Origin of the sequence: Promicromonospora panici (assembly GCF_900608595.1) — a bacterium.
Taxonomy (GTDB): domain Bacteria; phylum Actinomycetota; class Actinomycetes; order Actinomycetales; family Cellulomonadaceae; genus Promicromonospora; species Promicromonospora panici.
Genome location: NZ_UWYY01000023.1, coordinates 103254 through 118123, shown reverse-complemented (window position 1 = coordinate 118123; position 14870 = coordinate 103254). Strand labels below are relative to the sequence as shown.

The following is a 14870-nucleotide window of genomic DNA, read 5'->3' as shown; positions in this document are numbered from 1 at the left end:
GGTCTTCTCACCCGTGAGGTGAGGGACCATCCCACCCCCTTACTGCATTTCTAGGACCGCGCCGGCCCGCGGCCCGAGCCACAACACGTCTGTTCCACCTTGTGGAATGCTACTTCCGTTGGCCGGTAGCTCCGGCGGTTCGAACGGGAGGCGACGTGGCAGAGCCTGGTGTGCAGTCGGTCGAGCGAGCGCTCGACCTGCTCGAGATTCTGGCAGAGCTGGGCGGTGATGCCGGCCTGAGCGAGCTCTCGGAGCAGTCGGGGCTGCCGCTGCCGACCATCCACCGACTGATGCGGACTTTGGTGGCCCGTGGCTATGCCCGGCGACTTCCGTCGCGACGTTATGCGCTCGGCGCTCGGATGATGCGTCTGGGCGAGGCCGCGGGCCGCCAGCTCGGGTCGGGCGCGCGGCGGCACCTGGCGAGGATCGCGCGTGAGCTCGGGGAGACGGCGAACCTCGCCATGCTCGACGGAGAGATGGCCGTGTACGTGGCCCAGGCGGCGTCGTCGCACTCTATGCGGATGTTCACCGAGGTGGGGCGGCGCGTGCACCTGCACAGCACCGGTGTCGGCAAGGCGCTCCTGGGCGAGCTTCCCGACGCGGCGGTGCGCGACATCGCGGCCAGGGCCGGTCTGGCCCCCGCGACCGACCGGACGATCACCGACGTCGACGCGCTACTGGCGGCAATGACCGAGATCCGCGAACGCGGGTACGCCGTGGACGACGGCGAGCAGGAGATCGGCGTGCGGTGCTTCGCCGTCGTCGTGCCGGGCGCGCCGGTGCCGACGGCGTTGTCCGTGTCGGGCCCGGCGGCACGTGTGTCGTTCGAGTTCGGGGAGCGGGCGGTGCCGGTACTGCACGAGGTCGCCCGTGATGTGGCGGCGGATCTGTCCGGGGGCTGAGCCCTGCGTTGACCGCGCGCCGTCGGCGACCTAGTGTTTTCGCTAGGAAGTATTTGGTTTCCGCATCGTGGAATATGGCGATGAAGGAATCAAGCCCATCGACCGAGGGAAGAGACGTGGACACACCGGACGGCCTGACGATCACCGGCGAGATCGCACCGCGCGCGGAGGAGGTGCTGACGCCGCGGGCGCTGGAGCTGATCGTCGCCCTCCACCGCGCGCTGGACGACCGGCGTCTCGAGCTCCTCGCGGCCCGGCAGCGGAGGGTCGAGGACCTGGCCGCTGGCGGCACCCTGGACTTCCTGCCCGAGACCAAGCACATCCGCGACGACCCGACGTGGCGCGTCGCCCCGCCGGCACCCGGAATCGAGGACCGTCGGTGCGAGATCACCGGCCCCACCGACCGGAAGATGACGATCAACGCGCTGAACTCCGGCGCGAAGGCATGGCTCGCGGACCACGAGGACGCCAACACGCCGCAGTGGAGCGCCGTCGTCGGCGGGCAGCTCAACCTGCTCGACGCCATCAACCGCACCATCGACTTCACCGGCGAGAACGGCAAGCACTACGCACTGAAGCCGGACGAGGAGCTGGCCACGATCATCGTGCGCCCGCGCGGCTGGCACCTGCCGGAGAAGCACGTCCTGGTCGACGGCCGACCCATGTCGGGCAGCCTGGTGGACTTCGCGCTCTATCTCGCCACAGCCGGCCTGCGGCAGATCGAGAAGGGGCAGGGCCCGTACTTCTACCTGCCCAAGATGGAGTCGCACCTGGAAGCGCGGCTCTGGAACGACGCGTTCGTGCTGGCGCAGGACTTCCTCGGCATCCCGCAGGGCACCATCCGCGCCACGGTCCTCATCGAGACCTACCCCGCGGCGTTCGAGATGGAGGAGATTCTCTACGAGCTCCGCGACCACAGCTCCGGCCTGAACGCCGGCCGGTGGGACTTCATGTTCTCGGTGATCAAGTCGTTCCGCACCCGCGGCACGGAGTTCATGCTGCCCGACCGCAACGCCGTCACGATGACGGTCCCGTTCATGCGGGCGTACACCGAGCTGCTGGTCAAGACCTGCCACACCCGTGGGGCGCACGCCATCGGCGGCATGGCCGCGTTCATCCCGAGCCGCGACGAGGTCGTCAACGCGGCGGCGTTCGCGAAGGTCCGTGATGACAAGACTCGCGAGGCGAACGACGGGTTCGACGGATCCTGGGTGGCGCACCCCGGCATGGTGGAGCTCTGCAAAGAGGTCTTCACCTCCGTGCTGGGCGACAAGCCGAACCAGATCGACCGGACTCGCGAAGACGTGCACGTCACGGCGGCGCAGCTCCTCGACGTCGCCGCGACACCCGGGGACGTCACTGAGGCGGGTCTGCGGAACAACATCTCGGTGGGCATCCAGTACCTCAAGGCGTGGCTCGGCGGGCTCGGCGCCGTCGCGATCTTCAATCTCATGGAGGACGCCGCGACCGCGGAGATCTCCCGGTCGCAGGTGTGGCAGTGGCTGCACAACGACGTGACGCTCGCCGACACCGGTCACCAGGTCACGCGTGAGCTGATCGACCGGATCGTCGAGGAGGAGATCGCCAAGCTGCCGGGCGACGCGGGAGACTACGACGCGGGAGACTACGAGGAGGCGAAGCAGACGTTCCTCGAGGTGGCGGTGGCGGACGACTACGCGGACTTCCTCACGCTCCCGGCCTACGACCGAATGCCCTGACCCGAGCCGGTTGAGTGCCCACAACAACTGCTGAAGAAGCAGGCCGCAACGAGGAGGTTGCTCATGGCCATGGCTGCAGCCGCGGCGTTGGACGTCGTCATTGCTGAGCTCAGCGGCGAGCTCGGTGTCGAGCGGGTGATCACCGATCGGCAGCGGCGTCGGACGTATGAGTGTGACGGGCTGGCGGCCTATCGGGTCGTGCCGGGTGTGGTGGTTCTCGCGCGGAGCCCGGACGACGTCGCGACCGCCGTTCGGGCCTGCGCGCGGCATGGTGTGCCGTTCGTCGCACGCGGTTCGGGGACCGGGCTGTCGGGCGGTGCTCTGCCGCACGCCGAGGGCGTCCTCGTGGTCATGTCGCAGTTGCGTGCGATCCGGGAGGTGGACGTCGCGAACCAGCGCGCCGTCGTCGACCCGGGGGTGATCAACCTGCAGCTCACGGCCGCGACCAGCCCGGACGGGTACTACTTCGCGCCCGACCCATCCAGCCAGTCCGTGTGCTCGATCGGCGGGAACGTCGCCGAGAACTCGGGCGGCGCGCACTGCCTCAAGTACGGCTTCACCACCAACCACGTCACCGGCGTCGACCTGGTGACACCCGGCGGCGACCAGGTCGAGATCGGCGGCAAGGCACCCGATCCGCCCGGGTACGACCTGCTCGGCGCGCTGGTCGGCAGCGAGGGCACGCTCGGCATCGTCACCTCGGTCACGGTGCGCCTGACGCGGCTCCCGCAAGAGGTCCGGACCCTGCTCGCGGCCTTCCGCTCCATGGACGACGCCGGGGCCGCCACTTCGGCGATCATCTCCGCCGGCGTGATCCCCGCCGCCATCGAGATGATGGACGCCCTCGCGATCGAGGCCGCGGAGGCGGCAGTGCACTGCAACTACCCGGCCGGCGCGGGCGCCGTCCTCGTGGTCGAGCTGGACGGGCCGTCGCCCGACGTCGCGGGGGAGTTCGACGACGTCGTGCAGCTGTGCGGCCAGGCAGGCGCCTTCGAGGTGCGCGTGGCGGCCGACGACGAGGAGCGCGCCCTGATCTGGAAGGGCCGCAAGTCCGCGTTCGCCGCGGTGGGCCGGATCAGTCCGGACTACATCGTGCAGGACGGCGTGATCCCGCGGACGGCGCTGCCGCTGGTGCTGCGGCAGATCGCCGAGCTCGGCGAGAGCGCCGGAGTGCGGGTCGCGAACGTGTTCCACGCCGGCGACGGCAACCTGCATCCGCTGGTGCTGTTCGACGGCTCGGTCGAGGGCGCCTTCGACCGTGCCGAGGAGGTGGCCGGCGGGATCCTCGACCTGTGCCTGGAGCACGGCGGCTCGATCACCGGCGAGCACGGCGTCGGCGCTGACAAGGCCAAGCACATGCCGCGCATGTTCACGTCCGACGATCTCGACACCATGCAGGCGCTGCGCTGCGCCTTCGACCCGGAGGGCATCGCCAACCCGGGCAAGGTGTTCCCGACGCCACGGCTGTGCGGCGAGCAGCCGGGCCGGCACCGGGGCGCGCACCCGCTGGCGGAGTCCGGCGTGGCGGAGGTCTTCTGATGGCGGACCTGCAGCGGCTCGAGGACGCGCTGAAGCAGGACGGCGGCGAGGTCCGGGAGGCGGGTCCGGCCGACGCCGTGGACGGGGTGCCCGCGACGGCGGTCGCGCGGCCGGCGTCGGCGGACGGAGTGGCCGGTGTGCTGCGCGAGGCGACCGCGCAGGGGCTGGTCACCGTGGCCCGCGGCGCCGCGACGGCCCTGGACTGGGGCGCGCCACCTGAGCGCGTGGACCTGGTCCTGGACACCACGGGCCTGGACCGGCTCGTGGAGCACGGCGCGGGCGACCTCGTGGCGGTGGCCGAGGCAGGGCTGCCCGTCGCAGCTCTGCTGGAGACCGTCGGGGCAGCCGCGCAGGAGCTCGTCGTGGACCTGCCGCCGGAACGGCTCGAGGGCGGCTCCACTGTGGGCGGCGCGCTGTCGACCGGTGCGTCCGGGCCGCGCCGGCTGCAGCGCGGCGGGATCCGCGACCTGGTGCTCGGGGCCACGGTCGTGCTCGCCGACGGCACCGTCGCGTCCTCGGGCGGCAAGGTGGTCAAGAACGTCGCCGGGTACGACCTGGCCAAGCTGCTGACCGGCGCGTACGGCACCCTCGGGGTGGTGGTGCGGGCCGCGTTCCGGCTGCACCCGGCCCGGCCGGAACGGGCGTTCGTCCTCGCCACCGGCCCGCTGGCCGACGTCGCCGCCCGGGCCCGTGACGTCGTCGCCTCGCAGCTCGCGCCTGCCGCCGTGGAGATCGACCGGCCCGCGGGGAGCGACGTCGCCGAGGCGGCGGTGCTGCTGGAGGGGTCGGGGAACGCCGTCGGGCCTCGGGCTGCTGCCGCGGCGGAGGTGCTGGGCGGGCGGGTCCAGGACGTGCCGCCCGGGTGGTGGGCGGCGTTGCCGGGGGCGATGCGGGCTGAGCCTGTCGAAACCTATGCCAAGGCGACCGCGACGCTCACCGGGGTGGCTGGTCTGCTGGTGGCGGCGCTTGAGGCGGAGCAGCGGTACGGCGTCGGCGTGGCCCTGCGCGGGACCGCCGCCGGGGTGCTGCATGTGGTGGTGACGGGATCGCCCGAGGCGACCGCGTCCGCCGTCGGGCACCTCCGGGGGGCAGCGCCCAGCCCGCGGGAGGGGACCGTGACCGTGCTGCGCGCCTCGCGGGACGTGCGCGCGGCGCTCGACGCGTGGGGGCCGGTGGGCGGGCTCGACATCATGCGCGCGGTCAAGCGGCAGCTCGATCCCGGACGCAACCTGGCGCCCGGCCGATTCGTGGGAGGCATCTGATGACCGAGGCGAAGCCGGACCTGCTCGGAGCGTTCGACGAGCATCATCCGCCCGCCCGCGAGCTGATCGACGACTGTGTGCACTGCGGGTTCTGCCTGCCGGCCTGCCCCACGTACTCGCTGTGGGGCGAGGAGATGGACTCGCCGCGCGGGCGGATCTATCTCATGAAGGAAGGGCTCGAGGGCGAGCCCATGTCGCCGTCGCTGGTGCAGCACGTCGACGCGTGCCTCGGCTGCATGGCGTGTGTGACCGCGTGCCCGTCCGGGGTGCAGTACGACAATCTCCTCGAGGCGACCCGGCAGCAGGTCGAGCGGCGCGGCGCCGAGCACCGAACGCGGGGGCAGCGGCTGCTGCGGTCGGCGATCTTCGCGCTGTTCCCCCGCCCCGAGCGGCTGCGGCTGGTCCGACCCCTGCTCGCGCTGTACCAGCGCATGGGCCTGTCGAGGCTGGTGCGGCCTGCGCTCGCACGGATGTCCCCGACGCTGGCGACGATGGAGGCCATCGCGCCGCCGGTGGGGCCGCGGGTTCCGGTGCCCGCGCTCGTGCCCGCCGTCGGCGCGAAGCGGATGACCGTCGGGATGCTGCTGGGCTGCGTGCAGCGGGAGTTCTACCCGGGTGTCAACGCCGCCACGGCGCGGGTGCTGGCGGCGGAGGGATGCGACGTCGTCGTGCCGCCCGACCAGGGGTGCTGTGGGGCGTTGTCCGTGCATGCGGGGCGCGAGAGCGAGGGGCTCGACTACGCGCGGGCGCTCATCGACACGTTCGCGGGCGCGGGCGTGGAGCGGATAGTGGCCAACTCGGCCGGGTGCGGGTCCACCATGAAGGACTACGCGGACCTGCTCGCGGACGACCCCGAGTACGCGGAGCGGGCGGCGGACTTCGCGGCGAGGACCCGGGACATCTCGGAGGTGCTGGCCGAGCTGGAACCCGTCGCGCCGCGGCACCCGTTGCCGATGACCGTCGCCTATCACGATGCGTGTCACCTGCGGCATGCCCAGGGTGTGAAAGCGCAGCCGCGGGCGGTGCTCGCGACGATCCCGGGGCTCGTGGTCAAGGAGATCGGCGACGGCGACATGTGCTGCGGGTCCGCGGGCATCTACAACCTGACCAACCCGGAGCCCGCGCGGGAGCTGGGGGACCGGAAGGCCGCGAACGTGGCCGCGACGGGCGCCGACCTGCTGGTCACGTCCAACCCGGGTTGCCTGCTGCAGATCACCGACGCGCTGCGCCGGCAGGGGCGGGAGATGCCGACGGCGCACATGGTGCTGGTCCTGGACGCGTCGCTGCGCGGCGTCGGGCCGGGGGAGCTGGTCGGCTGAGCCCGCGGGTGCCGGTCCGGGCCTGCGTCCGGTCGGCGGCTTGGGCTCGGGTGAATTCTGGTACTCCCGTTTGCCTGGGGTAACTGCTACGTTTGTCGGTACGTGGAGTGATAGTTCCGACATGCGAAATATCTAGCGAACCCTACCCGGCAGCGCGGCCGGACTGGAGTCACCATGGAGAACCTCGGCGTCCTTGCCCTGCTCGCCCTCCTCCCGATCCTCGTCGTGGGAACCCTCCTGCTCGGGTTCCGATGGCCCGCCCGGACGGCCATGCCGGTCGGCCTCGCGGTGGTCGTGGTCATCGCCCTGTTCGCGTGGAAGATGTCGCTGGTCGCGATCAGCGCGTCGGTGGTGCAGGGCCTGCTGATCGCGATCGGCCTGCTCTGGATCATCTTCGGCGCGCTGCTCATGCTGGAGACCCTCACCAAGAGCGGCGCGCTGGAGACCATCCGCGCGGGCTTCACCACGATCAGCCCCGACCGGCGGGTCCAGGTGATCATCATCGCCTGGCTGTTCGGGTCGTTCATCGAGGGCGCCGCCGGGTTCGGCACGCCCGCCGCCGTCGTCGCGCCGCTGCTGCTGGCGCTCGGGTTCCCCGCCGCGGCCGCCGTCATGGCCGGCCTCATCATCCAGTCCACGCCGGTGAGCTTCGGCGCCGTCGGCACGCCGATGCTGACCGGGATCGGGACCGGGCTGGCCGACACCTCCGGCGCGCTCGCACCCGAGGTGCAGGCGCGGGCCGACGCCCTGGGGCTGGACCACTTGGGCTTCGTCGCCCACACCGCCACCCAGGTGGCGACCATCCACGCGATCGTCGGCATCCTGGTGCCACTCATCCTGGTCACTCTGATGTGCGGGTTCTACGGCGAGAAGCGGTCGTTCCGCTCGGGCCTCGCCGTCGCGCCGTTCGCGATCTACGCCGCGCTCGCGATGATCGTGCCGTACGTGACCGTCGCCTACGTGCTGGGGCCGGAGTTCCCCGCGATGCTGGGTGGGTTCCTCGGGCTGGTGCTCGTGATGTTCACGTCCTCGAAGGGCTTCCTCATGCCCAAGGACGTGTGGGACTTCCCGCCGCGCGAGCGCTGGAGCGACCGCTGGATGGGCACCGTCGACCCGACGAAGGAAGCGGCCACGCTGACTCGCAAGATGTCGATGGCGCGGGCCTGGTCGCCGTACGTGATCGTGGCGGCGCTGATTCTCGTCACCCGGAACGTCCCGGCGATCAAGGACTTCCTCATGGGCCCGGCGGCGCTCGAGGTGGCGAACATCTTCGGCACCGGGATCAGCCAGAACCTGGAGCTGCTGTACTCGCCGGGCGCGATCTTCCTGCTCGCGTGCCTCCTCACGTACGTGCTGCACGGCATGAAGGGCGAGCAGATCAAGGCGTCGTGGAAGGTCGCCGGAGGACAGCTCGGCGGGGCGGCGTTCGCGCTGCTCTGCGCGGTGCCGCTGGTGCGCATCTTCATCAACTCCGGGCCCGACTTCAACGCCGCCGGGCTGGACTCGATGCCCGTCACCGTGGCGCAGTCCGCGGCCGACCTGGCCGGGCAGGGCTGGCCGATCGTGTCGCCGTTCATCGGCGCCCTCGGGGCGTTCGTGGCCGGCTCGAACACGGTGTCCAACATGATGTTCTCGCTGTTCCAGTTCAACACCGGGCTCGGCGTCGGCGCGGCGTCGCCCGAGACCGTGGTCGCGCTGCAGGCCGTGGGCGGGGCCGCGGGCAACATGGTGGCCGTGCACAACGTGGTGGCCGCCGCCGCGACCGTGGGCCTGCTCGGGCGCGAGGGCGACCTGATTCGCAAGACGATCCTGCCGATGACCTACTACTGCCTCGCGGCGGGCGGCATCGGCTACCTGTGGATCTTCGGATTCGCGTTCAACGCGGGTCTGGTCGTGCTGCTGGTCGTGGTCGCCGCCCTGGTGCTGACGGCGATGCGCATGCTGCGCAAGTCCGACGCCTACAACCCGGAGGTCGTTCCGGCGCGGGTGTGACAGCGTGGTGCGCGGACGGCGTCGGCCGCGCACGTCACAGCTCTTCGGTCCCGGGAGACGGGCGCCCGCATGGGAGAATGGGCGGGCATCTGTCATCGAAGGGAACACCGTGAACGAAACGCCCCGTGACCAGGGGAACGACCGCGAGGGCGACCGCCGCGGCGAGCGCAAGGGCGCCAGCCGCAACGAAGGCCGGGGGCCGCGTCGCGACGACCGCGGCGGAGAGCGCGGTGGTGACCGGGGCCGCCGGTACGACGGCCCTCGCGGTGGCGACGCTCCGCGCCGGGACGACGACCGTCCGCGCCGGTCGTACGAGGACCGCGGGGCCGACCGCCCTCGTCGCGACGACCGAGGCGCCGGCGACCGCGCGCCCCGCCGCAACGATGACGACCGTCCGCGCCGTTCCTACGGGGACCGGGACAACCGCGGCGGCCGCGACGACCGCGGCGCACGCACTGACCGCCCGTGCGGCGGGAACGAGGGCGATCGTTCGCGTCGGCCGTACGAGGACCGGGACGCCCGCGGCGGCGACCGGCCGGTGCGTCGCGACGGCGGGCGTCCTGTGCGGCGCGAGCACGACCGTCCGGCGCGCCGGGACGACGACCGTCCCGCACGCCGGGACGACGCTCCGCGCCGGAGCTTCGACCGTGACGACCGGCCGCGGCGTTCGTTCGGCGACCGTGACGACCGGCCGCGGCGCAGCTTCGACGACCGCGGGGGGAACCGTCCGGTGCGCCGGGACGACGACCGCCCGGCCCGCAGGGACGACGACCGCCCGCGCCGCTCGTTCGAGGACCGCGGCGGCGACCGTCCGGCGCGCCGGGACGGCGACCGGCCGTACCGTCGTGACGACCGGGGTACCGACCGCCCGTTCCGGCGCAACGACGATGACCGGCAGCGCCGTTCGTTCGGCGACCGCGACGACCGTCCGCGCCGCTCCTTCGAGGACCGCGGCGACCGTCCGCGCCGCGACGACCGGGGTACCGACCGTCCGTTCCGGCGCAGCGACGACGAGCGTCCGCGCCGTCCCCACGGCGACCGCGACGACCGCGGTGCCCGGAACAGCCAGGGGCGCGACGACCGCGGGGCTCGTCCGTTCCGTGGGAGCGACAGCGACCGTCCGAGTCATGGCGACCGTCCGCGCCGCTCCTTCGAGGACCGTGGTGGCGATCGTCCTCGCCGTTCGTTCGAGGAGCGGGGCGCCGAGCGCCCGGCCCGTCGTGACGACCGCGGCACGGACCGTCCCGCACGCCGGGACGACGACCGTCCGCGACGCTCGTTCGGCGACCGCGAGGACCGCGGTGCCCGGGACTCCCGGGGCCGCGACGACCGCCCGGCCCGTTCGTTCCGGGGCAACGACGGTGACCGTCCGCGCCGGGACGACCGTGGTGGGGACCGTCCGCGTCGTTCGTTCGGCGACCGCGACGACCGTCCGCGCCAGGACGCCCGGGGCGAGCGCGAGGAGCGCGCCCCGCGCCCTCCGGAGCCGGAGATCGCCGAGGACGCGTCGTTCAGCCAGCTCGACCGCGACGTGCGCGGGCGCCTGCGCGGGCTGAGCAAGGAGCACGCCGAGTACGTCGGGCTGCACCTCGTGATGGCGGGCCGGCTGCTCGACGTCGACCCGGAGCGTGCCTACGAGCACACCCAGGCGGCCGTGCGCGGCGCGGGCCGGATCGACATCGTTCGTGAGGCCGCGGGCCTGGCCGCCTACCACACGAACCGTTTCGCGGAGGCGCTGCGCGAGCTGCGCACCGTCCGCCGGCTCAACGGCTCCTCGGAGCACCTGCCGATCATGGCCGATGCCGAGCGCGGCCTCGGCCGTCCGGAGCGCGCACTGGCGCTCGCGGCGTCGGAGGAGGCCGCGTCGCTCGACGCGACCGGACGCGTCGAGCTCGCGATCGTGGCGAGCGGCGCCCGCTCTGACCTGGGCGAGCATGACGCCGCCCTGGCCGTGCTCGACAAGGTCGCGGCTGAGGACGCCCAGGGTGATCTCGGCCTGCGGGTCCTGCAGGCGCGCGCGCTGGCGCTCGAGGCCGCCGGCCGGACCGACGAGGCCGCGGCCCTGCTCGCCTCGGTCGACAGCAAGGCGCTCGAGCGGGCGATCGGCGCGACCGCTCCGGACGAGGACATCACGGTGTTCGACGTCGAGGACGACGCGGCGCTCGCCGAGGAGGAGTACGTCGCCGACCACCCGGAGGAGTTCGCGAAGGACGAGGCCGACTCCGACAACGAGTCCGACGACGAATCTGGCTCCGACGACGAGTCCGAGGACTCGGACAGCGAGCCGGACGACGAGGAGGAGGGCGAGGACGAGCCGGCGGACTCCGCCGATTCGTCGGACTCGTCGGACTCCGCCGACTACGCCGACTCCGCCGACTCCGCGGACTCGCCGGACTCAGCCGACTCTGGAGATTCGGCAGACTCTGCCGATTCGGCCGACGAGCCAGAAGAGGACGACGAGGACGACGAGCCCGAAGAGGGCGACCCCCCGTCCGACGGCCAGGACGAGCCCGAGGCGGACGCCGTCGACGAGCCGAGCGACCCTGAGTCCGACGAGGAGTCCGCTGAAGAGTCCGACGAGGAGCCCGCGGAGAAGCCCGCCGACGAGGCGGACGAGCCCACGGACGACCAGCCGGACGCCGGCGAGGCACCCACCGCGCCCGAGGTGAACGGCACCGAGGATGCAGCGGACACCGAGGGCGACCGGTCCGACGTCGGGCAGGAGAAGGAGTGAGGGCAGCTGCCGGGCTGCTGGCGAGCGACGCCCCGCTCGCCACTGCCTACGACCTCGCGCTCGTCGACCTGGACGGCGTGGCGTACAAGGGGCACCTGCCGATCGAGCACGCGTCGGTCAGCCTGACCGCGGCGCGGTCGGGCGGGATGCGGCTGGTGTTCGTGACGAACAACGCGTCGCGCGAGCCGGAGGACGTCGCCGGGCAGCTCACGGGCCTGGACATCCCGACGGACCCGGACGAGGTGATGACTGCCGCTCAGGCGTGTGCCGCGCTGCTCACCACCCGGCTGGACCCGGGGGCGAAGGTGCTGGTCGTGGGCGGCAAGGGCCTGGTGACGGCCGTGCGGTCGGCGGGCTTCACCGTGGTGGACTCGGCGGACGACGAGCCGGACGCCGTCGCGCAGGGATACGCGCCCGAGGTGGGCTGGACCCAGCTCGCCGAGGCCGCCTACGCGGTGGGCAGCGGCGCGTGGCACGTGGCGAGCAACCTGGACCTGTCGCTCCCGACGGCGCGCGGGTTCGCGCCGGGGAACGGCGCGCTGGTCGGCGCCGTGCGGTCGGCCACCGGCATCACCCCGGACAGCGCGGGCAAGCCGTCGCCCACCATGTACCGGCTGGCGGTCGAGCGGGCCGAGGCCACCCGGCCGCTGGTGATCGGCGACCGGTTGGACACGGACCTCGCGGGCGCGCGCGGCGGCGGGTACCCCGGCCTGCACGTGCTGACGGGGGTCTCGACGGCGCGCGACGCCGTGCTCGCCGTGCCGGGGGAGCGGCCGTCGTTCCTGGGCGCCGACCTCCGGGCGCTGCTGGAGCCGCACCCCGCGCCGGTCCTCACCGACGGCTGGCACGTCTGCGGTGGGGCGGCCGCCCAAGTGGCCGACGGCGGGCTGCGGCTCGACGGTTCGGGGATCGACCTGGTGCGCGCCGCGTGCGCCGCGGTGTGGTCCGCCGTCGACGCGGGGGAGACGGTGGCGGAGGAGACGGTCCCGGACCTTGCCGTCTCCGCCTGAGCCGTTCCGAGCGCAGACTTCGCCGCCCCCTGATTCGGTGAGTGCAGAGTTGGTAGCGGATACGGGGTGCCCGTCCGCACCAAGGTCTGCAGTCGCTCGTCGCGGGCGCGAGAAAGTCTGCATTCGGCTGCGGGGCCCGTCGCCGTCGGCGGAGTCCGGTTACTTCTCCCGGGTTCTGTCGGAGGTGGCGGGTACCGTGTGTGGCAGCAGGCAGACGGCCCGAGGCAGGCGCGACAGGCGCCGACGGGCACGAACGAGCACAGTGGAGCGTTGACGCACGATGGACGAGTTCTACGAGACCGAAGGACCTTCGAGCGGCCCGGCCGATCCCGACGCGGGCGTCCGGAATGCCCTTGATGCGCTCGACGGGCTCGACGACCTGCCGCCGGCGGACCACGTCGCCCGGTTCGAGACCGTGCACGACGCCCTGCGGGCGCATCTGAGCGGTGACGCCTGACGGTGGTGACGATGACAGCGAGCGCGCGGGTGGACGCGGTGCTGGTCCGCCGTGGGCTGGCCCGGTCACGGCGGCACGCCGCGGAGCTCGTCGCCTCCGGTCGCGTGCGGATCGAGGGCCGGGCGGTGGTCAAGCCGTCGTCGGCGGTGGCCGACGGCGCGGACGTGTCCGTCGCGCCCGGGCCCGACCCGGAGCACGAGTTCGTGTCGCGCGCCGCGCTCAAGCTGGCCGGCGCGTTGGACGCGCTGGCCCGGGTTCCGGGCGGGCCGCGCGTCGAGGGCGCGTTCTGCGCCGACCTCGGGGCGTCCACGGGCGGCTTCACCGACGTGCTCCTGCGCCGGGGCGCCGCCCACGTGGTCGCGGTCGACGTGGGGCACGACCAGCTGGTGCCGGCGCTGCGGGCCGACGATCGGGTGACGGTCGTCGAGGGCCACAACGTCCGCGACCTGACGCCGGACGACCTCGCGCAGGCGCCCGACCTGGTGGTCGCCGACCTCTCGTTCATCTCCCTGACCGTGGTGCTGCCGGCCGTGGCGGGCGTGCTGCGGCCGGGCTCGCAGGCGCTGCTGATGGTCAAGCCGCAGTTCGAGGTCGGGCGCGAGCGGCTGGGCAGCGGCGGCGTGGTGCGTGAGCCCGCCCTGCACGCCGACGCGGTCCGGGGCGTGGTGCGTGCCGCGGAACAGGCGGGCCTGAGGGCGTGCGCGGTGGTACCGAGCCCGCTGCCGGGCCCGAGTGGTAACCGCGAGTTTTTTGTGTGGCTGGCCCCCGGTGCCGGACCCTTGTCCGCCGGGGGCGCCGGCGACCAGGCCCGCGAGCACGACCGGGCCGTGGCGGACGCTGTCGCCGCAGCGGTGGCCTGGGACCCGGCACAGGGCGAGACCGGTGACCGGCCCGGTCACCCGCCGGAGCCGCCGGCCGTCGTCGTGCGCGGGTGGCGGGGTGACGGGCTGGACATCGAGCGGTCCGACGAGCAGAAGGGGCGGAAGCCGTGACCAGGCGCGTCTTGATCGTGACCCATGGCGGGCGCCCGCGGGCGGTCGCGGCACTGTCCGAGGCCGTGCGCGAGCTGAAGGCTGCGGGTTTCGAGTACACGCTGCACGACGACGCGCTGGCCGAGGAGTTCGGCGACCACATGGCCGCCAACCGCGTCCGCGAGGGCGTCCCAGGGGCCGAGGCGGTGATGGTGCTCGGGGGCGACGGCACGATCCTGCGGGCGGCGGAGCTGACCCGGGGCACGGACGTGCCCCTGCTCGGCGTGAACCTGGGGCACGTCGGGTTCCTTGCGGAGTCGGAGCGGGAGGACCTGCGGGCTGCCGTGCAGCGGCTCGCGGCCCGCGACTACGAGGTGGAGGAGCGCGCGACGGTCGACGTCGCGGTGCACCTGCCCGGCACAGCGGAGCCGGTGGTGGGCTGGGCCCTGAACGAGGCGACGGTCGAGAAGGCCACCCGCGACCGCATGCTGGAGGTGGCGATCGGGGTGGACGGGCGTCCGCTGCTCTCGTTCGGGTGCGACGGCCTGATCATGTCGACGGCCACGGGCTCCACCGCGCACGCCTTCTCGGGCGGCGGCCCGGTGATCTGGCCCGACGTCGACGCCGTGCTCATGGTGCCGCTGGCGGCGCACGCGCTGTTCGCGCGGCCGCTCGTGATCGGCCCGCGGTCGCGGTACACGGTCGACGTGCTGCCGCAGTCGACCGTCGAGGGCGTGCTGACCTGCGACGGGCGGCGGGAGATCCGGCTGCCCCGCGGATCTCGCGTCGTGGTGCGTCAGGGCGGTACGGTGCGGCTCGCACGGCTCTCGACGGCGCCGTTCACGGACCGCCTCGTGTCGAAGTTCAATCTTCCCGTATCGGGCTGGCGGGACCGTGTCGGGTCGGGGAACGCTGTCGCGGAGGATGTACCTTCTGCGGAGACCACACCAGAGATTTGAGGAGTCA

General features: G+C 73.0%; 12 protein-coding genes. 11 read left to right on the top strand and 1 reads right to left on the bottom strand.

Annotated features, from left to right (window positions below; genetic code table 11):
* Positions 1–155: 155 nt before the first annotated feature.
* The 6 genes from EW117_RS24215 to EW117_RS24190 all read left to right on the top strand — a co-directional run bounded on the left by EW117_RS24215 (position 156) and on the right by EW117_RS24190 (position 8732).
* Complete coding sequence (locus EW117_RS24215; protein WP_165362846.1) at positions 156–902, top strand: IclR family transcriptional regulator; 747 nt, start codon at positions 156–158, stop codon at positions 900–902.
* A gap of 80 nt (positions 903–982) precedes the next feature.
* The gene (gene aceB / locus EW117_RS24210; protein ID WP_207212023.1) at positions 983–2620 is read left to right on the top strand and encodes a malate synthase A; all 1638 of its coding nucleotides are present in this window, start codon (positions 983–985) and stop codon (positions 2618–2620) included.
* Between the two features lie 63 nt (positions 2621–2683).
* Positions 2684–4159 carry an FAD-linked oxidase C-terminal domain-containing protein gene (locus EW117_RS24205; RefSeq protein WP_129789296.1) on the top strand — a complete coding sequence of 492 codons (1476 nt, stop codon included), beginning with the start codon at positions 2684–2686 and terminating at the stop codon, positions 4157–4159.
* On the top strand, positions 4159–5421 hold the full coding sequence (locus EW117_RS24200; RefSeq protein WP_129789295.1) for an FAD-binding oxidoreductase: 1263 nt from the start codon (positions 4159–4161) through the stop codon (positions 5419–5421). The genes EW117_RS24205 and EW117_RS24200 overlap by 1 nt, the downstream gene beginning before the upstream one ends.
* Positions 5421–6740 carry a glycolate oxidase subunit GlcF gene (gene glcF / locus EW117_RS24195; protein ID WP_129789294.1) on the top strand — a complete coding sequence of 440 codons (1320 nt, stop codon included), beginning with the start codon at positions 5421–5423 and terminating at the stop codon, positions 6738–6740. Before EW117_RS24200 ends, glcF begins: the two co-directional genes overlap by 1 nt.
* A gap of 174 nt (positions 6741–6914) precedes the next feature.
* Positions 6915–8732 (top strand): L-lactate permease, encoded by a 1818-nt coding sequence (locus EW117_RS24190; RefSeq protein WP_129789293.1) that lies wholly within the window; start codon positions 6915–6917, stop codon positions 8730–8732.
* Between the two features lie 34 nt (positions 8733–8766).
* Here EW117_RS24190 and EW117_RS30560 read toward each other — a convergent pair whose 3' ends face one another.
* Positions 8767–10320 carry a hypothetical protein gene (locus EW117_RS30560; RefSeq protein ID WP_129789292.1) on the bottom strand — a complete coding sequence of 518 codons (1554 nt, stop codon included), beginning with the start codon at positions 10318–10320 and terminating at the stop codon, positions 8767–8769.
* On the opposite strand from EW117_RS30560, the gene EW117_RS24180 reads away from it, so the two are divergent.
* The 5 genes from EW117_RS24180 (at position 10264) to EW117_RS24165 (ending at position 14863) form a co-directional block, all read left to right on the top strand.
* The gene (locus EW117_RS24180) at positions 10264–11466 is read left to right on the top strand and encodes a hypothetical protein (RefSeq protein WP_129789291.1); all 1203 of its coding nucleotides are present in this window, start codon (positions 10264–10266) and stop codon (positions 11464–11466) included. The two genes, EW117_RS30560 and EW117_RS24180, sit on opposite strands and share 57 nt — an antisense overlap.
* The gene (locus tag EW117_RS24175; protein WP_129789290.1) at positions 11463–12476 is read left to right on the top strand and encodes an HAD-IIA family hydrolase; all 1014 of its coding nucleotides are present in this window, start codon (positions 11463–11465) and stop codon (positions 12474–12476) included. Before EW117_RS24180 ends, EW117_RS24175 begins: the two co-directional genes overlap by 4 nt.
* Before the next feature lie 280 nt (positions 12477–12756).
* Entirely contained in the window at positions 12757–12933 is a 177-nt protein-coding gene (locus EW117_RS29540) for a hypothetical protein (protein ID WP_165362845.1), read from the top strand.
* A gap of 11 nt (positions 12934–12944) precedes the next feature.
* Complete coding sequence (locus tag EW117_RS24170; RefSeq protein WP_129789289.1) at positions 12945–13925, top strand: TlyA family RNA methyltransferase; 981 nt, start codon at positions 12945–12947, stop codon at positions 13923–13925.
* Entirely contained in the window at positions 13922–14863 is a 942-nt protein-coding gene (locus EW117_RS24165) for an NAD kinase (protein ID WP_129789288.1), read from the top strand. Before EW117_RS24170 ends, EW117_RS24165 begins: the two co-directional genes overlap by 4 nt.
* Positions 14864–14870: the final 7 nt, after the last annotated feature.